The sequence below is a fragment of the Xanthomonas hyacinthi genome (assembly GCF_009769165.1).
GTDB classification, from domain to species: Bacteria; Pseudomonadota; Gammaproteobacteria; order Xanthomonadales; family Xanthomonadaceae; genus Xanthomonas_A; species Xanthomonas_A hyacinthi.
Window position 1 is genome coordinate 4254595 of sequence record NZ_CP043476.1, and the last position, 19025, is coordinate 4273619.

Sequence of the window (19025 nt, forward strand, 5' to 3'; positions counted from 1 at the left end):
GACAACAACAGGAGGCCGTGGCATGACTGACAAACATCAGCCCTTGAAGCTTGGGAACGTTGTGGCCCATGGCTTGGATGTCGTCGACATGGCGGATTTCACCCACCTGATGAACAAACAGGCAGGCGACTTCTTGGATCGGTACTTCACATGTGGGGAACTGGCCACCGCGGATGAAGGAGGCAACAGGATCGAGAGGCTTGCCTCGCGATTCGCCATCAAGGAGGCTGTGTTGAAAGCGCTTGGTACAGGCTGGGGTGACGGCATTGCGTTTACGGATGTCGAGGTGGTGTCTCAGCGGACAGGGGCACCAACTGTCGTGTTGCACCGCCGGTTGGTGGCGATCGCGAACGAACAGGGGGTCGTCCGTTGGTTGGTGAGTGCGAGCCACACGTCCGCGGTTGCCATGGCGAGCGTTATTGCGCTGGCTTCGTAAACAGGGAATGGGGGGAACAAAGCCATATGCGTATCAAGCATGTAGAAATTAGAAATTTCCGGCTTCTACGGCAGGTTGCGAACGGGTTGGAAGAGCGGACGACGCTGATCGTCGGCCGCAGCAACAGCGATAAGCCGGCTGTCGATCTCAATTCCACGCGCGGCGTGGGAATACAGGCAATGGTTCAACTGTGACAACGCGGGACGAGTTTTCGACAAGAACGAAGACCACGCTCGCTGGCCGTGCCGGCCACGCCTGCTCGAATCCCGACTGTCAGCTCGCGACCTCTGGGGCGGCACTTGGTGATGATGGCAAGGTTGTTGTCGTCGGCGTTGCTGCGCATATCAAAGCAGCGGCGCCAGGCGGCCCACGCTATGACCCGTTGCAACCAGCCGAAGACCGGCGCCACGCGTCGAATGGCATCTGGCTCTGCACGGCGCACGCAAAGCAAATCGACGACGACCCTGCACACTTCACAGTAGACAAACTCAAAGGTTGGAAACAAGCGGCCGAACAGCGGTCAGCTCTCGCGATCCTGACCCTCCAGGTACCCGATGCAAATGCGGCGCAACAGGCGGCCGACCAGATCGCGGACGGCTTGGGACTGCGACTAGGCCTTTCACCGCAGGAGAGCCTTCCTGCCGTGACGGCGCGGCTGCGCCAAGCCGCAACCCGCGACCTCGCCGCATTTGTCGAGGCATTGAAGTCCCCGGTCAACGCAATTCCTCTCGGTTTACGGCTGATCGAAGGTCAGCAGGTCACGTCATTTCAGGCGACAGGACTTGCGACCGCCATCGGCACCTTCAACGAGATCGTCGTCGTCGCCGCGCCGGGGACAGGTAAGACGACGACTCTGCTGCAGGTCGCACACAGCATCGTTTCCAACGAGCATTTTGTCGCCACGTTTATTCCGCTCAGTGAATGGTCTGCGCAAACACATACGCTCCTGCAGTCTGTCGTCCAAAGAGCAGCGTTCGTTGGCGAGCGCGAAGAGCATCTGAGAATGCTTGCTGACGCAGGCCGATTGGTCCTCGTCATGGACGGTTGGAACGAGCTGAATTCAGGCTCGCGCAAGCGGCTGCGTGCCGAAATTCAAGGTATGCAGCGTGACTATCCTAGCCTCGGCATTGTCATGAGCACGCGCGTTCAGGCGCTGGACGTTCCAATCTGGGGGCCGGTTGTTGAGATTGAACCGCTGTCGGAGACGCAGCAGCTGCTGATCGCCCGCACGTACCGCGGCGAAGCCGGGGAAGGAATCCTCGACCAAGCTTGGCGGACGCGCGGCCTGCGCGACCTTGTGGCAATTCCGCTGTATCTAACAAAGCTGCTTTCCGATACGCCGGGTGCGAGTCTTCCAACCACCAAGGAGGAAGTGCTTCGCCTCTTCGTTGCTGAGATCGATCGGAATGCCGACAAGCGCGAGGCTCTGGAGGCTATTGCCTTTGGCTTCCACGCCGAGATGCTATCGGCAATTGCCACAGACGCGACGCTGGCGGACAGTGTCAGCGTCTCAAACCACCGGGCCAGGAGCCTGATAAGCAAGGTGACAGGTCGACTCGTATCGGAAGGGCAGATCAGTTCGGCGCCACAACCCGACGCCGTTTTGACGGCTCTCGTGAGCTATCACCTGTTGGTGCGCACCACGACCGGCGTGGAGTTTCAGCATCAGCAGTTCCAAGAGTGGTTCGCTTCGCACGAGGTAGAGACACTTATGTTGGCCGCTGCCGCCGGCGATGGGCCCGCACGGCAACGGCTGCGCACCGCAATCATCAACGCATACGCCTGGGAAGAAGCCGTACTGTTCGCGTGCGAGAGAGCATCGCGCCGCGGTGCAGACACCATGTCGGGCGCCGCGGACCTGGTTCTCGATGCGTTGGCGATCGATCCGATGCTTGCCGCAGAGGCAATCTACCGCAGCTCGGAAGCGCTGTGGAGTATCGTCAAAGATCGGGTCGTCGCATTTGCTACCCAGTGGCATACGCCAACCGAGATTGACCGCGCGGTGCGCTTCATGATTAAGACCGGTCGTTCTGAGTTCGCAGAGACCATCTGGTCGTTCATCGCGGACCCCAACGATCAGGTGCATTTTGAGGCCCTGCGTGCCGGGGGCCGATTCCGACCGCCAGTCTTGGGCGGCGACGCGGCGGAACGCATTGCACGGCTGGCACCGATACACCGTTCGCATGTGCTCTCTGAGCTGGTGATGTACGGCGGCATTGAGGGGATTGAAACTGCCACAAACATTGCTCTTTCGGACGGCGACACGGACGTAAAGGTCGCGGTCGCAGAGGCGCTGCATTTCCGCCAAGCAAACCGCCAGATGCGACGTCTGCTCACTAACGTCCCCAGTGAAGTCTGGCAAGCGTTGGCACGCAAAGGGTATGGCGAGGAGTCTCTTGAGCCGGAGATAGCTGAGCGCTTGCGCCAGGAATTCGGCCAACTGATCGAAGAGGAGCAAAACCCTGCACGAAAGCTGCATGCGCTTTTGCGTAGTGCAGGCAGCTGCCAGGACACAGCAGCAGAGGTTTGGTCTCTGATCGAGACGGCCGACTTTAGTGATAAGGAGAGTCGTGGCGGTGACGCGATCCAGGAAGCAAGCCGGCTCTACCCGGACGAAGTCAGAAACGCGCTCATAGGACGGCTTCAGCGTCGACTGCCTTTTCCCTTCCATGCCGAAAATCTGCTCAAAGACACCAGCGTCGTAATTGATGACGGCCCCATCGCCGAACTCGCTCTTGCACCGGACATCGACCGGCAACTCGCCAACGGCGCAGCTGGCTTGCTCGGGCCCAACACGACCGGAAAGTTGATCGACGCGCTTCCCGTCATGCGCGAGCGACTCAATTTGTCGCCGCCGCCGATAACAAACGACGAATATCATCGCGTCCGCGGTTTGGTCTCATTGACGCCTGTCGAATCGTTTGCGACAGCCGTGCTTAGTCGTGCATCGACTTCAAATCCGAAGTCGATCGAAGATCTCGCGGACTTACTCGCGCGACATGGCGAAAGCGGTGATCGAGGGCAGTTAGGCCTTGGCGAAGCTTCCCGGAAGGCGGTGATCGCTGTCGTCGGAAAGTGGGTCGACACGCTGCTGGGCGACGAAAAAACGGCCCGGCGCGCCTTGGGTGAAGTTGCCCGGGTCATAGAACGGCTGGCTGCGCCGGAATTGGCGGAGCCGCTCACGCGCATGCTGTCCCGTGACTTGACGCAATGGCGCCAGCAGCGGCAGGAGCAGGCGGAAGCCAGAGCACGCGGCAGACATGACGGTGCATCGGAAGCCCATCATTCATGGACGCTGCAGTATGGGCGGGCCTTTGCCGCTATCGGCAGCGATCAAGCCATTGCAACACTACAGTCCTATCTTCTGGACTGTGGCTTCGGCATAGATGCTGCGCAAGCCCTACGCGCGATCTGGCAACGGCAGCAAGGAATCACAAACGACGGCCCATTCAGAGGCCCACCCGAGTTTTCGGACGTGCGAGCGCGCCGAACAGAGCGGGAGGCCTCCGTGAATCCGGCAACCTCCCCGCTCGCGGAGGCGATCTTCGACGCTGTAGATCAACTCCTTCAGAGGGAACAGGACAATGAAGTACAGACCCACGCTCTGCAGCTCGCAGCCATCGGTTTACGGATGCCTTACGGCGATAAGCAGACCGCCATTGACCGACTGCTGAAACTCGCTCAGCCATACAGCGCGAAGCTTGGACTGTTCACGGCTCTTGTAAGCGCCGGAGAGCTGATCGAGGCCACGCTGGTCATCGATGGCGTCAACGCTCTGCTCGAAGACGCAAAGGCAAAACCTTGGCTGCTGCAGGAGAATCAAGGCGCGATTGATCGTTGGCTCTTGTTGCTGCCGTTCACGAATCGACCGGAAGCAACGCTTGAAGTTCTGGCACGTCTGGACCCACAGACACGCCTGCCTTGGCGCCTCAGGCCGGTATTGTCAGCGCTTGGCTTTGCGCCGTCCGAAACGGCCGAACAGATCCTTCTGGGACTTGCGCAGGAGGATGGACGCTTCCTAGAGGGCCATGATTGGTTTGCCGCGCTGGAGAAGCGCGGCACGTTGTCGTCACTGCAAATCCTGCTCAATCTGGTTTGTCAGGACGCTGCGAAGGGCAGGCATGGCGCGCCGGATATATGGACGTTCGGCCGCAGGCTCGCCGCCGGCATTCAGTCGCACCCAGATTTTCGTGGGGATGTCTACGCGAAGTTGGTGTCGGACCTCTCGCCGCATACAAGGGCGATCTTGGAATATGCCGTGGCCGAGGTGCCCGATGAAGCAGGGATCATGCTTCTCGTCAGTAGCCATGCCTCTGATGGAAGAGCATTTAATGGAGTGCTCAGGTCTGCAATTGAGCACCTCGTCGTTGAGCAACGACCTTCATCAGATTGGGTCGGTGCCTACGAACAGATCAGTACACCCGCGCCGTCGCTTAGAAAGCGCCTATTCGCAATAGCACGCGCCTCCGCCAGCAACCAGGCGCGGCTTGCGTCGGCGTGCCTTGCTCACATCGACGAATTACGTGATCGGCATGGTGTTGCGTCTGGCGAGCCGCGTCACCCCGATATTGACTCCGGGGCACCATGGCCACTGCTGACGTTTGGAGGGCCGCGTGGCGAAACCGACGTTTGACCTCTACGCCGGCCTGTCCGGGCTTGAGCTTGCGGAGGACTCCTTCGATCTTGGCGATGGCGTGGTTCTGAGCCGAACCTATGCGCATCTCACGGCGCCATTCGTCATGGCGTTCAAAAAGCCAGCCGAGTATGACCAGCCTCATCCCGGTCCTTGGAAGTCGTTGGGCGGGGGATTTGCGTTCGACATCGACGCCGAGATCAAGATCCCGGCCACCCTTGACCCGTCTCATGGCACTCGGACGGATGTCGTCCGCATGATCGGCGTGCTGTTGCGCCTTGGCGTACATCCGGCTCTGAGGCTGCCAGCCTTCGCAAACCACTCATTTTCAACAATGGCCGATCGGCCAGAGCGCGAGAGCTGGCTCCGGCCGAACGAGTTCCAGCCGCGCTATTTCCCCCTCGATGGTGGTTCAGAGCAAATAGGGCTCGCCGAGGCCGCCTGGGTGGCCGAACGCTGGCCGGTTGCGTTGAGGCTTACAAGGGAAAGCGCCGAATTTGCGCTCGCTGTTGAGGCGATCGACGGGGGCCAGTTTGTTCAGAAATCAGCACTCGCCCTGGTCTCTCTCTGGGCAGCATTAGAAGCGCTTTTCTCGCCCTCAACATCCGAACTGAAGTTTCGAGTCTCGGCCCTGATCGCCGCCTACCTTGAACCGCCGAGTCTGTCACGACATGCGCTGCAGCGTGCCGTCGCAAAGCTCTACGACAAGCGCTCAGCGGCAGCGCATGGCAAGCCCAGGCATGAAACCGATGACCTATTAGAGACATTCAACCTGCTGGCGCGAGTCCTGAGGAAGATCCTCGATGATCGGGCCGTGCCATCAAAAGAACATTTGGAGCGGACACTCTTTGGCGCTTGATCATCGCAGCATTGCGAGAACGTGCAATCATTGGCTAGAAGCTGCTTCCGCACATAAAAAGCCGCCATTCGCGGTGTCCGGCTCTATGCCAGGAAACGCCGCCTTATGGACATCGGGTTGACCAGGGTCAATCGTCCCCACGTCCTCGAGATGAGCGGGCCCGAATGCGTTGACTTTGGTATCCTTGTAGCTGGTTGATGATGATGTCGAAAACCTCGCTCCCTCACGAATCGCTCCATCTCCCGCGCCAGCAAAAGCTCTGCGCTTCTGACGGTAAAAGCGACGGTAAAGACCCATGTCGATCACAGCCAAGTCCTTTAACCATGCGGGTTTGGACGGCCTGTTGATGATGAGTGGGAGTGAAATCGGGTCCTTCGGGGACTATCGCCAGCAATCGAAATGTCTTCGTAAGTCATTGAAAAAAGATTTGCGCCACGATGACTATCGGTGGCTATACGCAACCTCAAGCCGAAGGCCGCGCCGTACAAGGTTTCCGACCGTGACGGCATGTACGTGACGGTATCGACGGCAGGCAGCATCGCTTTCCGTTACGACTACCGTCTCAATGGCCGCCGGGAGACGCTCACCCTGGGCCGTCGCCAGGGGCGAGTCGCCCGCCCACGAAAAACAGCGTGAGAAGCGGCGCCTTACCGCCGCCAAGACCTTCGGCGACATGACCGGCCCCTGGCTGGCCGATACCAGGATGGCCGAGAGCACCCGTGCGATGCGCAAGAGCATCGTCGCCGTGACATCCTGCCGGCGTTCAAGAATCGATTGCCCACCGAGGTGAGCGCCGACGATCTACGAGCTTTGTGCAACAGGGTGAAGGCCCGCGGAGCACCGGCTACGGCCGTCCACGTCCGCGACATCGTGAAGCAGGTCCATGCCTTCGCCATCCTGCACGGAGAGAAGGTGGACAACCCGGCCGATGGCGTGGGGGCAGCCTCGATCGCGACCTTCGTGCCGAAGGATCGGTCGTTGTCGCCTTTGGAGATCCGCCTGATGTACCGATAGATGGAGTCGGTGGCCACGTACCCGACCATCCGCTTGGCGCTGCGCCTGATTCTGCTGACGCTGGTTCGCAAGGGCGAACTCATCGAAGCGACCTGGGCGGAGGTCGATTTCGAGAACGCGACCTGGACGATCCCGAAGTCGCGGATGAAGGGCCGTAACCCGCACGTCGTCTATCTGTCGCGCCAGGCCGTGGACATCTTCGTCGCACTCCACACCTGCACGGCGGGATCGAAGTTCGTCCTGCCGTCGCGCTACGACGCGGACCGTTGCATGTCGAAGGCGACGCTCAACCGGGTGACCCAGATCGTGTCTGAACGCACCAAGGCTGCAGGCCTGCCGCTGGAACCATTCACGGTGCACGACCTACGCCGCACGGGCTCGACGCTTCTCAACGAGGTTGGCTTCAACGGCGATTGGATCGAGAAGTGGCTTTCTGGATCATCGCCACCGTGTCCTTTGGATTGGCGGTCAGCGCCAGCTCGGCCACGGCAAGCAGCGCATCGCCCTGTTTTTTCGCTGTGTAGTGCTCCATCAACGTGCTGGCCATCACGCCGACGGTTTCGTGCGGCGACAACGGGCGCAGGTAAATTTCGTTTTGGATGGCGGTGGGCGTGATGCCCGTTTCCCGTTCGTAGCTGCTGTCAAATTTGAAGCCGCCGGCGGTGGCCTCTATGTTGAGCCATCGGCTCTCGTCGTCGACGAACTCGACCAGCACGTGTTCCGGCGCCGTGGCCAAAGTCATGAACAGCCTCAGCCGCTGGCCGAGGATGGTCAGCAAGATGGGCATCGACACGCAATTGCCCTTGCGCGTGGCGAGGTAAGTAGCCAGCAGCTTATTCGTCCGGTTCTTGCCGAGCGGATCGTCCAAGTCGTAGCGGAATGGCCGATTGTCGTTCCAAGGGCCGGACTGGTAGAGCGTGACGAGTAGCGCATCGAGCTGGGAGCGGCGGTTGGCGCCTTGCGCCAGAACAGGCTGTATCGCGGGCGCAGCCAAGCTCGCACCCATCAGGCCGAGTGCGAGAAAAGTTCCGATCAAGAGTGCTGACAGCCGCCGCATTCCTTACGCCTTACGCTCCTAGACCCCGGCAGTATCGTAGGCGGTGAGCCCCGTGCTGTCTATCAATGTGCCCAAGGCGCTAATCCAGATCCGGATGTGTTCGTCCAGCAGACAATGTCCCCAAAGCACCTATCACATGGAAATGTTCTTATGCAGCAGCGACTTAAGGAACCTCTGATTCTGCTGATGGTCCAAGTCATCAGCTCCCCCGGTGATTGCCATGTCTCGAACCCAGATGACCCTGTCGCTGCAGCACGATGCCAGCTTCGATGTGCACCGCAAGCCGACGCGGCGCGACGTGTTCCTGTCGCAGATGGATCAGGTGGTGCCGTGGGCGCCGCTGTGCGCGTGCATCGCGCCGTTCTATCCGAAGGTGCGAGCGAGCGGCGGCCGTCCGCCGGTGGGGCTGGAGCGGATGCTGCGGATCCATTTTCTCACGGAATGCCGCACGAACCGTCGCAGCTGAGTGCCCATCGCCTGCTGTCACGCATCAACCAGCCCGCGCGCTGGCGCTATACCTCGGCAAAGGGCGAGCACCTCGACGTAAGCGTGCCGCCCCGCACCGTCATCCCTGATGTCGCTGCGTTGTTGCCGATCCTCATCGGCGGCTGTGGCATCGGCCGACTGCCAGACTTCCTCGCGGCGCCGGCCATCCGGGACGGCTCACTGACGCGATTGCTGCCACACCACGCATCGGATGTCGTCCAATTGCACGCCGTGTACACGAACCGGAAGACGCTTTCGACGAAGGCGCGGGTCTTCATCGATGCCGTTGCCTGTCACCTGTCCGAACTGCAGCGAACGTGGAAATAGGCGCCCTGCGCCTGGCCAATCACCAGCGTGCCCATGCCTAGGATTTCGTGCAGATGCAGCGGCACGACCGGCATCTGGATCCCGATAGTCAGGAATCCGATAAAGATCGCCAGCGTGATGGGCAGCAGCATCAGGAGAATATTGGCAACGGTAGGTACCGCCATCATCGGGGTCGGCGCGAATCGGGATTGTTCTTGAGACATGGGCACGCGCCGGAATTGCGCACGACCGATCAGCCCGCGTAGTAACCGGATTGGTCCAGATCGACGAGGAGGCCCGGACCTTGAGGCTCCCACGCGAGCAGCTCGCGCGTCCGGGCACTGGAAGCGGACATGGTGACGCCGGCAAAGTGAGCGAACCAGCCGAAGTGCTCGAGGTCACGCGTCTCGACCGGTAAATCCAGGCGGCCTCCGATGATTTCGGCGCGCACCCGTTGCGATATAGAGCGCGCGTTCCTTGTGGCCGCTCGGCATCTCGGCGGTCGCGCCGACCGCCATGTCGAGATGTGCGTAGAGCGGCTTCGTCATGCCGCGCTTCATTCCTCGATGAACGCCAGCAAATCGGCGTTGATGAGGTCGGGATGTGTCGCGAACATGCCGTGCGACAGACCTGGATAGGTCTTCAGCGTGCCATTCGGCAGCAGCTTGATCGCCTGGCGGGCCGAAGCGTCGATGGGTACCACCTGATCGTCCTCGCCATGCATCAGGAGGACCGGCAAGGAAACGGCCTGCAGGTCCTCGGTGAAGTCCGTCTCTGAAAAGGCGGTGATGCAGTCGTAGTGGGCCTTCGCGCCGCCCATCATGCCCTGCCGCCACCAGTTACGGATCAGTCCGTCGCTGACGTCGGCGCCCTCGCGGTTGAAGCCGTAGAAGGGGCCGGTGGGGACATCAAGGAAGAACTGCGCACGGTTGCGGAGGAGCGCATGGCGAAATCCGTCGAACACCTCCATCGGCAAGCCGCCGGGGTATTGCCGGGTCGCCAGCATGATCGGAGGCACCGCGCCGAGCAGCACGGCCTTGGACACGCGGCCGGGTTCGCTGCGGGCGACATAGCGGATCGCTTCGCCGCCGCCTGTCGAGTGCCCGACATGGATCGCGCGCTTCAGATCGAGTTCCCCGGCCAACTCCGCGACATCGGCCGCGTAGGTGTCCATCTCATTCCCCGTATCGGTCTGATCGGAGCGACCGTGCCCGCGTCGGTCATGCGCGATGACGCGGTAGCCCTTGTCGAGGAAGAAGAGCATCTGGTTGTCCCAGTCGTCCGCGCTCAGCGGCCAGCCGTGATGGAACATGATGGGCTGGGCCTCTCGCGGACCCCAGTCCTTGTAGAAGATCCGGGTGCCATCCTGCGTCGTCAGTATCGCCATGGTTTGCTCGTGTTCCTTGCATGTTTTGGATTGGAGGTAGTCGCTACTAGGCGACGGCCTCATTCCAGCCGTCGCCATCACCAAGAGTCAGCCGTTCATAGAACTCTTGCCGCTTCTTCGCCTGCTTTCTCGGGGTTGAAGCCGTCGAAGCTCTCGAAGACGTCCATGAAGCCGGGAACGGTGGCTGCGCGGGCCCAGTCGCGCTGGAGTTCGCAATACATCTGGACGCGGCTGATCAGCTTGGCGCCGGCCTGCTCGATCCGGCGCAGGGCTGCCTCGTGCGCGGCGAGCGAGGTGCCGCCAACCGCATCGACCGGCACATAGACTTCGTAGCCTTGCTGGATCGCATCAAGCGCGGGGAAGGTCAGGCACGCTTCGGTCCAGAGCGCCGTCATGATGAGCTTGCGGCGGCCAAGCGCCTTGACCGCTTCCTTGAACTCGGTGTCTTCCCAACTGTTGATCGAGGTGCGGTCGTAGGTCGGCAGGTGGCCGATCACGTCCCGCAGTTCCTGGATCGGCGGCTTGTTGCGACCGGTCTCGACGTTGACTGTCGAGTGGATGATCGGAACGCCGAAGTTGATCGCGGCCTTGGCGACGCTCGCGATGTTGAAGACGAGTTCGTCGCGCGGCATCGAGCGGATCGAGGAGACCTGAATCGGCTGGTAGTCGATGATGATCAACGCCGAATTCTCGGGCGACAGGAGGTGGTCGGTGTGGGGATTCCGGATCGTCTCACTGGCCATGGGTAGTTCCTCTTCGTGGTTGAAATGAGAGTTAGCTCAAGCCGACAAGGCTCAGGCGGAGTGCATCCAACTCGGCGTCGGGCTTCTCGCGCGCGGCGCGTAGCATCCGCTCGGCGGTGCGGCCGACTGCCGTGCGGCTTGGCGCGGGATGCTGCTCGGCGATCTCGACCACCCGCGCAGCGGCTGCGGCCGACGTGATATCGGTCGGCGTCAGCGTGCTCAGCGTGGCTGCGGCGGTACCGAACGTCTTGCCATAGAGTTTGCGTTGCCCCGAAGTCATCGCGTCTGCGATCCTGGCCAACGCCGCCGCCTTGGCCGGACCACTCGTCGTCATATCGCCGATGCACGCCACCACGATCTCGATGCCGAAGGGCTTCAGTTCGGCGCGGTAGACCGCGGAGAACACCTCGATCGCCGCATGGGACGCTTCCGATGGCCCGCTGAAGGGCAATGGCAAGTTCGCCATCCACGAACCGATCTGCACGATACGCCCGCGCGCCATTCGTAAGGCCGGCAGGAAGGCGTTGGTCGCCGAGATCGCGCCGAACACGTTGCACTCGAACTCGTGCCGGATGGCATCGAGCTGAAGGAGCTCGACCGGACCTTGAGTAAGGATGCGAGCGTTGTTGATCAGAAGGTGGAGCCCAGCGCTACCAAGTGCGTCCGTCACTCCACCGGCCCAGGCCTGTACGGACATCGCCTTGGTCATGTCGCAGACGGTCAGGCTGACACGCCCGCCGGAAGCATCCCTGAGATCGCTCACCTCCGCAGCGGACACCGCTGTGCCAAAGATGATGTAGCCCTTGGCGGCCAGCCCGAGCGCGACGTCGCGACCCAAACCGGCGCCGGCGTGGGTGACCACGACGGAGCGGCCCGATCGGAGAGCGGTTGACACCATCACGCGTCTCCTTCCAGCGGTGGGAACGCTACTCACGATTTTGCCCGAGCCGCCCGGATGATCGGTGCGACCTCCGTCCCCACAAGCTCGATCGAGCGGATCATCGCGGCCGTTTTGAACGCTGCGGAAGTCATCTGAAAAGCGATGCGCGAAACGCCGCCGAGCACCTCGCTGGCGTGCCGCATCCTGGCAGCGACCGTCGCGGGACTGCCGATCAGGAATGCGCCGTCCGGGCCGGCCATGTCGTCGAACTGCGCGCGGTCCGGCTGCGCCCAGCCGCGTTCACGCGCGTATTTCCCGATCATTTGCGCCCAGCCGGGGAAAAAGATATCGCGTGCGTCTTCATCGCTGTCCGCGACGAAACCCATCGCATGAACGGCCACCTTCAGCGTTGCGGGATCATGGCCGGCGCGCGCTCCAGCCTCGCGGTAGAGATCGACCAGCGGACGGAACCGCTCGAAGGTGCCACCGATGATCGCGATCATCAGTGGCAGGCCAAGCCTGCCGGCACGTTCGAAGGATTCGGGTGTGCCGCCGACGCCCAACCAAAGTGGCATCCGCGCCTGATGTGGTCGCGGGAAAACGCCCTGGCCGGTCAGCGCCGGACGGAAGCGGCCTTCCCACGTCGGGTTGGTGGTCTCGCCCAGCGTCAGCAGCAGTTCCAGCTTCTCGGCGAACAGGTCGTCATAGTCGCGCATGGAAAGGCCGAACAACGGAAAGGCCTCCACGGAAGACCCTCTCCCGGCGACGATTTCCGCGCGACCGCGCGAGATGAGGTCGAGGGTCGCGAATGCCTGAAAGACCCGCACCGGGTCGGCCGCGCTCAAGACCGTCACTGCGCTTGTCAGTCGGATCCGACTGGTGCGCGCCGCTGCCGCGGCCAGAATGACCACAGGTGTGGAATCGAGGAATTCGGCCCGATGGTGCTCGCCGATGCCGAAGAAATCGAGTCCCACACGCTCCGCGAGTTCAATCTCTTCGAGGACGCCGGCCATCCGACCAGCCGCGCAGGGAAGCGCACCGGTTGCCGGATCGGGGAAGACGGCGGCGAAACTGTGGATGCCGATGTCCATGATGGGTCCTTGGCGTTCCGGTTGGGTCGCGTTTCGAACCAGGCCGCGCTTGGCTGGATCTGACGAGCACGCTCATCGGGATCGAACATCACCATGCCGGAAGCGATCGATCGCTTGTGCGGACCGATCCTCACCGGGTTTGGTAATAGCCGCCGAAGTGTTTGATCGGCGACCAGGCGGGCAGGATCTCGGGCAATACCGGCGAAAGCGATTGGTAGTTCTCCGCGCCATACACCACGCGGCCATCCATGATGGTCAGGACCGAGGAAATGGATTTGATCTGGGCTTCCGCAACCGAGAAGTAGTCCCTGTCGAGCAGCGCGAAGTCGGCGAGATGGCCGGGGGCGATCATGCCCATCTCGGATTCGGTGTTCATGAACCACGCCGCCTTGCGAGTGAACAGCCCCAGCGCTTCGGCGCGTGACAGGCGGTTGTCCTTGGCCAGCACTTCGGTTCCGGAGATCGACTTCCCCGACACCATCCAGCTGATGCCGACCCACGGATTGAACGAGGCCGCCCGGAACGCGTCGGTGGTCATGGCCAGGGGGATGCCGCTGTCGACGAGCTGGCGCAGGCGCGGGGTCAGCAGCGCCTTGTCGCGGCCGTGGGTCTTGATGAAGCCGTCGCCGTGCAGCGCCATCTTGGTGTCCAGGGCAATGCCGCCGCCCAACGCCTTGACCCTGGCGATGTTGGCGGGACTGATGGTCTCGGCGTGTTCGAGGCTCCAGCGCAGACCGTCGAGCGGCATCTTCGCGTTGAGCTTTTCGAGCGCATCGAGGAAAGGCGTGATGTTCTCGTCGTAGCTGATGTGCTCGCGGAACGGAATCCGCCGCTGGACCAGCTTGGAGATGTCGCGCTCCACCAGTTCGCGCATCTTGTCCGGCGGGATGATGACCGCCGGACGGTCGAAGTTCTCGTGGTCGTGCACCTGCACCGACAGCAACTCGCCAGCGCCCTGGTAGGCATGACCGTGGGCCAGGTGCGGGTGCAGGTTGTGCCCGGGACTGATCGGCGCCGTCTTCGTGATCGCCGTGATCTGCGCGTCCACCACGTTGAAGTCGGCGCCTTCTCCAAACTGGATGTCCATGAAGGGCATGCGGATGTTGAGACGGTTGTCGCGGGCGAGGACGTCCACGGTGGGCACGGCCTTGGGATAGCCGCGGAAGCCCGTGCCCGCATCGACGATGGACGTGATCCCGACGCGGTTGAGGCTGTGGACCGTCTGGACCAGCGAGCTCACCTCCTCATCGAACGAGAGCTGGGGGACCATGGTTTCCATGGCGATGAACGTGAACGTGTAGCCATGGACCACGCCGGTGTACCTGCCCTGCGCGTCCTTCTCCAACTCGGTGCCCGGCAACTGGGGGAACGTGTCGGTGCCCGCGCCGAGGGCATCCATCGCCTGCTGATTCAGGAAGGCGCGGTTGTAGGCGTACTGCACGATCAACGGTCGATCGGGGACGGCCTGGCGGAGTTCGTCCATGGTGGGGAAGCGGTTCTCCTCGAACTGGTACGGAGACCAGCCGCCAATCACCTTGACCCAGTGGCCTTCCGGGGTTCGTTTGGCTTGCTCACCGAGCATCGCCAGGGCGCGGCGCAGCGTTGGAACGCCGTCCCATCGCAGGGTGTAGTTGTAGCCGCCCTCGTTGAGCACATGGGTGTGGGCGTCGATGATGCCCGGGATGAGCCGCCGGCCGCCGGAATCGATGATTCGGGTGTTTGCGTTCTTCAAACCCAGCACCTCGGCATCCGTGCCGACCGAGTAAATGCGACCGCCTTTGACGGCCAGGGCGGACGCCGCGGGTTGTGCGGGATTGCCGGTGAAAATTTTGGCGTTGTGCACGATCAGGTCGGCGCCTGGCGCCTCTTGCCTGTCTTGTGCATGAGCGCTGGTCAAACCATTCACGACCATTAATCCGATCAGTAATATCAACTTCACTGTCATTCCTATTTAATGGATTTGGAAGCACGCCACGCCGCGCCGATCCCGGTCGGCGAGGGATTGGTTTTCAGGGCACATGCGCCAGCGGCGACGTCGCCTGAAAAGAGTGTGCTGTTCCCGCGTTTGATCCGGTAGTAGCATTCCGTGGCGTGCTGTGTCGCGAAGTGGGGAACGCCGAATTGGACATCGAAGAGCTACGGACATTCGTAGAAGTTGCTGATGCGGGGGGCGTGTCGTCTGCTGCGCTTCGGCTTGGCGTGTCCAAGTCGATCGTCAGTCGTCGTCTCTTCCGGCTTGAAGAGGAACTGGGTGTCCAGCTACTTGCGCGATCCACCCGCGGGGCTGCTCTTACAGAAGCCGGGGCCACGTTCCGGGACTATGCAGCCAGGGTCTGCGCCGAGATCGACGTGGCCAGGGAAACGATCCTGCCCGCCGGTGACCTTATCGGCCGCTTGCGCGTTGCTGCGCCGCTTTCATTCGGTCCGACCCACTTCGCGCACATACTCGCCGAAATGGCGCGGCGCCACCCTCGGCTTCAGATCCAGACCTGCTACACCGACCGCTTCGTCGATCTCATCGCGGAGGGCTACGACTGTGCGATACGCGTTGGCTATCTTCCGGACTCCAACTTGATCGCAAGACGCATCGGCCCGATCCATGGGAAGCTCGTCGCGAGTCCGGGCTATATCAAGGCGCATGGGTCGCCCGAGACACCGGAGGAACTTGTCGCCCATCAGGCCCTCATGCAGGGAACCGAAGCCTGGCAACTCATGGATGGCGACAAGATCATCACGGTGCGTCCGCAGGGGCGCTTCAAGGCCGACAACGGCACCGCCTTAGTCGCCGCCGCTACAGCCGGACTCGGGATCGCTTACCTGCCCGATGGGCTTACCCATGAACATGTGGCCTCCGGCGCACTCGTGCCGATCATGACCCGTTATCCACCACCTCCGGCAGGCGCATACGTCATCCGACCGCCAGGTCAGCATCCCGCACGGAAGATACGGGTCCTCACCGAGCTCCTGATCGAGTATTGCGACTAGGGCGTGTCATCCATGGCTTGGCGCTGCTCGACAGCGCTGGCAAGCGTGGGCTGACCTGTGGCGGAATGGTCCCGACGGGAGTAGGGTGCCGCCGGCTCCGGTTGGAGAAGGGGCGGTCAGTAGAGAATCCGCGTGCGCAAAGTCCCTGCGATCCGACCGAGTTCGTCCTTCAGCACTGCCGCCAGTTCCTCGCTGGCGCCGACGTCGATCACCACGTAGCCGACCTTGGAGTCGGTGCGCAGGAACTGGCCGTCGATGTTGACGTTGTGGCGCGAGAACAGTTCGTTGACCTGCGACAGCACGCCCGGCACGTTGCGGTGGATGTGCAGCAGGCGCAGGCTCTCGGCGTGCTCGGGCAGGGTGACTTCGGGGAAGTTCACCGCCGACAGGGTGCTGCCGTTGTCGCTGTAGCGCACCAGCTTGGCCGCCACTTCCACGCCGATGTTGTCCTGCGCTTCCAGCGTGCTGCCGCCCACGTGCGGGGTCAGGATCACGTTGTCGTGCGCGGCCAGCGGCGATTCGAATACGTCGCCGTTGCCCTTCGGTTCGACCGGGAACACGTCCACCGCCGCGCCGCCGATGTGGCCGGAGCGCAGCGCCGCGTCCAGCGCGGCGATGTCGATCACGGTGCCGCGCGAGGCGTTGATCAGGTGCGCGCCGGGCTTCATCTGCGCGATCTGCGCCGCGCCGATCATGTCCCTGGTGGAAGGCGTTTCCGGCACGTGCAAGGTCACCACGTCCGAACGCGCCAGCAAGTCGTCCAGGTCGGTCGCCGCGCGCGCGTTGCCCAGCGACAGCTTGGCCTCGATGTCGTGGAAGATCACCTGCATGCCCAGCGATTCGGCCAGCACGCCGACCTGGGTGCCGATATGGCCGTAGCCGACGATGCCCAGCACCTTGCCGCGGGTCTCGTGGCTGCCGGCCGCCGATTTCGACCAGCCGCCGCGGTGGCATTGTGCGTTCTTCTGCGGAATGCCGCGCAGCAGCAGGATCGCCTCGGCGATGACCAGCTCGGCGACGCTGCGGGTGTTGGAATAGGGCGCGTTGAACACCGGGATGCCGGCCAGTTCGGCCGCGTCCAGGTCCACCTGGTTGGTGCCGATGCAGAAGCAGCCGACCGCGATCAGGCGCTTGGCCTGCGCCAGCACCTCGGCGCTGAGCTGGGTGCGCGAGCGGATGCCGACGATATGCGCCTCGGCGATGCGCGCCTTCAGTTCGTCTTCCGGCAACGACTTGGCATGCAGTTCGATCTGCGAGTAGCCGGCGGCGCGGAACACGTCGATGGCGGTCTGGCTGATGCCTTCGAGCAGCAGCACGCGGATATCCTGCTTCGGAAACGAGGTTTTCTTGGGCGACATTGCGGCGATGCGGCGAGGCGAAAGGGGCGGTCACTATGCCAGATGCATCCGCGCTTTGGTGCGTCCCAATAGGACGCCGGGGCGGCGCGAACGCAATGCTGGAAAAGTTTCAGTTGCATCGATGTTCTCGGGACTCGGGACTCGGCAAGGCCAAAGCTCACCTGCGTGAAGCGAGGCGACTCCATCAGGTCCACGGCCCTTCCGAGTCCCGAGTCCCGCGCCCACCTAGACGCCGCCGCACAACGCTGGCAGGCTTGAACGCTTGCCTTCGCCCCGACCTCTGAGCCCATGACCGACCCGCGCCTGGATGCCCTTACGCACGCTGTTCCCGGCCTGCGCCTGAAGACCGACCCCGCCGATCTGGAGCACTACGGCCGCGACTGGACCCGGCGCTGGACGCCGGCGCCGCTGGCGATCGCATTGCCGGCGACGGTGCAGGAGGTGCAGGCGGTGCTGCGCTGGGCCAACGACCACGCGGTGGCGGTGGTGCCTTCGGGCGGCCGCACCGGCCTGTCCGGCGGCGCGGTGGCCGCGCACGGCGAGCTGGTGCTGAGCCTGGAGCGGATGAACAAGGCGCTGGCGTTCGATGCGGTCGACCGCACCCTCACCGTGCAGGCCGGCATGCCGCTGGAGGCGGTGCACAACGCGGCGCGCGAACACGGGCTGGTGTATCCGGTGGATTTCGCCGCGCGCGGCTCCTGTTCGATCGGCGGCAACATCGCCACCAATGCCGGCGGCATCCGTGTGATCCGCTACGGCAATACCCGCGAGTGGATCGCCGGACTCACCGTGGTGACCGGCAGCGGCGAGCTGCTCGAACTCAACCGCGGACTGATCAAGAATTCCAGCGGCTACGATTTCCGCCAGCTGCTGATCGGCTCGGAGGGCACGCTCGGCATCGTCGTGGAGGCCACGCTGCGGCTGACCGATCCGCCGCCGCCGAGCAACGTGATGCTGCTGGCGCTGCCTTCGTTCGACGTACTGATGCAGGTGTTCGCCGCGTTCCGCAGCCGCCTGCAGCTGGAGGCGTTCGAATTCTTCACCGACCGCGCGCTGGAACATGTTTTGGCGCACGGCGCGCAGGCGCCGTTCGACACGATCTACCCGTACTACGTGGTCACCGAGTACGCCAGCGGCGACGAGGCGCAGGAAGCCGCGGCGCTGGCCGCGTTCGAGGCGTGCATGGAGCCGGGCTGGGTGCTGGACGGGGTGATTAGCCAGAGCGATGCGCAGGCGGCGCAGCTGTGGCGCCTGCGCGAAGGCATCACCGAGGCGCTGGCACGCTACACGCCGTACAAGAACGACGTGTCGGTGCGGATCTCGGCGATGCCGGCGTTCCTGGCGCAGACCCAGGCGCTGCTCGGCGCGGCCTATCCGCAGTTCGACGTGATCTGGTTCGGCCATATCGGCGACGGCAACCTGCACATCAACGTGCTCAAGCCCGACGCCAGCGCCGACGCCGACTTCATCGCTGCCTGCGAGCAGGTCACCAAGCTGCTGGCGCAGGTGCTGGCGCAGCACGGCGGCAGCATCTCCGCCGAACATGGCATCGGCCTGGTCAAGAAGCCGTACCTGGACAGCACCCGCAGCGCGGAGGAGATCGCGCTGATGCGCGCGGTCAAGCGCGTGTTCGATCCGGCCGGGCTGCTCAATCCGGGCAAGCTGTTCGATCTTTAGCGCCGCGCGCATGCCGTGCAGCAGGCATGCGCGCGGCGTCGATGCTCGCGCTCGCGGCGGTGGCCGGCTAGGCTATGCCGACGCGGCCACAGGCCGCTCCTCTTTCCCGATCC

General features: G+C 62.9%; 17 protein-coding genes and 2 pseudogenes. 9 read left to right on the plus strand and 10 right to left on the minus strand.

Annotated elements, in window-relative coordinates; all coding sequences use genetic code 11:
- Nucleotides 1-22: 22 nt before the first annotated feature.
- From acpS to FZ025_RS18705, 4 genes are read left to right on the plus strand one after another with little or no spacing between them, the layout of a single operon-like run.
- A complete protein-coding gene (acpS, locus tag FZ025_RS18690) occupies nt 23-436 on the plus strand; it encodes a holo-ACP synthase (RefSeq protein WP_046981811.1) in 414 nt (137 codons plus the stop codon).
- 26 nt (nt 437-462) lie between these two features.
- On the plus strand, nt 463-630 hold the full coding sequence (locus FZ025_RS18695) for a hypothetical protein (protein ID WP_158185597.1): 168 nt from the start codon (nt 463-465) through the stop codon (nt 628-630).
- A complete protein-coding gene (locus FZ025_RS18700; protein ID WP_146093651.1) occupies nt 627-5069 on the plus strand; it encodes an NACHT domain-containing protein in 4443 nt (1480 codons plus the stop codon). Before FZ025_RS18695 ends, FZ025_RS18700 begins: the two co-directional genes overlap by 4 nt.
- Nucleotides 5050-5928, plus strand: a complete 879-nt coding sequence (locus FZ025_RS18705) for a HEPN domain-containing protein (RefSeq protein WP_046981810.1) — start codon at nt 5050-5052, stop codon at nt 5926-5928. Before FZ025_RS18700 ends, FZ025_RS18705 begins: the two co-directional genes overlap by 20 nt.
- Nucleotides 5929-5955: 27 nt before the next feature.
- On the opposite strand, the gene FZ025_RS18710 is transcribed toward FZ025_RS18705, so the two are convergent.
- Nucleotides 5956-6240, minus strand: coding sequence for a hypothetical protein (locus FZ025_RS18710; RefSeq protein WP_146093652.1), 285 nt, complete (start codon nt 6238-6240; stop codon nt 5956-5958).
- Between the two features lie 135 nt (nt 6241-6375).
- Here FZ025_RS18710 and FZ025_RS18715 point away from each other — a divergent pair.
- Nucleotides 6376-7377: pseudogene (locus FZ025_RS18715) on the plus strand (tyrosine-type recombinase/integrase); the annotation flags it as partial.
- Here FZ025_RS18715 and FZ025_RS22540 read toward each other — a convergent pair.
- Nucleotides 7346-7999 carry a transglutaminase family protein gene (locus tag FZ025_RS22540; RefSeq protein ID WP_146093653.1) on the minus strand — a complete coding sequence of 218 codons (654 nt, stop codon included), beginning with the start codon at nt 7997-7999 and terminating at the stop codon, nt 7346-7348. The pseudogene FZ025_RS18715 and the gene FZ025_RS22540 overlap by 32 nt on opposite strands.
- A 220-nt stretch (nt 8000-8219) precedes the next feature.
- Between FZ025_RS22540 and FZ025_RS18725 the strand changes: the two are divergent.
- Nucleotides 8220-8435, plus strand: a pseudogene (locus tag FZ025_RS18725) (transposase); the annotation flags it as partial.
- Between the two features lie 5 nt (nt 8436-8440).
- Complete coding sequence (locus tag FZ025_RS18730) at nt 8441-8812, plus strand: LysR substrate-binding domain-containing protein (RefSeq protein ID WP_053057325.1); 372 nt, start codon at nt 8441-8443, stop codon at nt 8810-8812.
- Here the strand turns inward: FZ025_RS18730 and FZ025_RS18735 are convergent.
- The 7 genes from FZ025_RS18735 to FZ025_RS18770 all read right to left on the minus strand — a co-directional run bounded on the left by FZ025_RS18735 (nt 8779) and on the right by FZ025_RS18770 (nt 14798).
- Nucleotides 8779-9015 carry a hypothetical protein gene (locus FZ025_RS18735; RefSeq protein ID WP_208803690.1) on the minus strand — a complete coding sequence of 79 codons (237 nt, stop codon included), beginning with the start codon at nt 9013-9015 and terminating at the stop codon, nt 8779-8781. The two genes, FZ025_RS18730 and FZ025_RS18735, sit on opposite strands and share 34 nt — an antisense overlap.
- Nucleotides 9016-9044: 29 nt before the next feature.
- Nucleotides 9045-9242, minus strand: a complete 198-nt coding sequence (locus tag FZ025_RS18740) for a hypothetical protein (protein WP_046980623.1) — start codon at nt 9240-9242, stop codon at nt 9045-9047.
- Nucleotides 9243-9347: 105 nt separating this feature from the next.
- A complete protein-coding gene (locus tag FZ025_RS18750) occupies nt 9348-10178 on the minus strand; it encodes an alpha/beta fold hydrolase (protein WP_046980622.1) in 831 nt (276 codons plus the stop codon).
- A 95-nt stretch (nt 10179-10273) separates the two neighbouring features.
- Nucleotides 10274-10921, minus strand: coding sequence for a hydrolase (locus tag FZ025_RS18755; protein WP_046980621.1), 648 nt, complete (start codon nt 10919-10921; stop codon nt 10274-10276).
- A 31-nt stretch (nt 10922-10952) separates the two neighbouring features.
- Nucleotides 10953-11819: an SDR family NAD(P)-dependent oxidoreductase gene (locus FZ025_RS18760; RefSeq protein WP_046980620.1), complete on the minus strand. Its 867-nt coding sequence runs from the start codon at nt 11817-11819 to the stop codon at nt 10953-10955.
- Between the two features lie 32 nt (nt 11820-11851).
- Nucleotides 11852-12892 (minus strand): Atu2307/SP_0267 family LLM class monooxygenase, encoded by a 1041-nt coding sequence (locus FZ025_RS18765; RefSeq protein ID WP_046980619.1) that lies wholly within the window; start codon nt 12890-12892, stop codon nt 11852-11854.
- A 130-nt stretch (nt 12893-13022) separates the two neighbouring features.
- Complete coding sequence (locus FZ025_RS18770) at nt 13023-14798, minus strand: amidohydrolase (protein WP_208803691.1); 1776 nt, start codon at nt 14796-14798, stop codon at nt 13023-13025.
- Nucleotides 14799-15013: 215 nt separating this feature from the next.
- On the opposite strand from FZ025_RS18770, the gene FZ025_RS18775 reads away from it, so the two are divergent.
- Complete coding sequence (locus FZ025_RS18775; RefSeq protein WP_046980617.1) at nt 15014-15877, plus strand: LysR family transcriptional regulator; 864 nt, start codon at nt 15014-15016, stop codon at nt 15875-15877.
- Between the two features lie 116 nt (nt 15878-15993).
- On the opposite strand, the gene serA is transcribed toward FZ025_RS18775, so the two are convergent.
- Nucleotides 15994-17235 carry a phosphoglycerate dehydrogenase gene (gene serA / locus FZ025_RS18780; protein WP_046980616.1) on the minus strand — a complete coding sequence of 414 codons (1242 nt, stop codon included), beginning with the start codon at nt 17233-17235 and terminating at the stop codon, nt 15994-15996.
- 288 nt (nt 17236-17523) lie between these two features.
- Between serA and FZ025_RS18785 the strand changes: the two genes are divergently transcribed.
- Nucleotides 17524-18912, plus strand: coding sequence for an FAD-binding oxidoreductase (locus tag FZ025_RS18785; RefSeq protein ID WP_046980615.1), 1389 nt, complete (start codon nt 17524-17526; stop codon nt 18910-18912).
- The last annotated feature ends 113 nt before the right edge of the window (nt 18913-19025 follow it).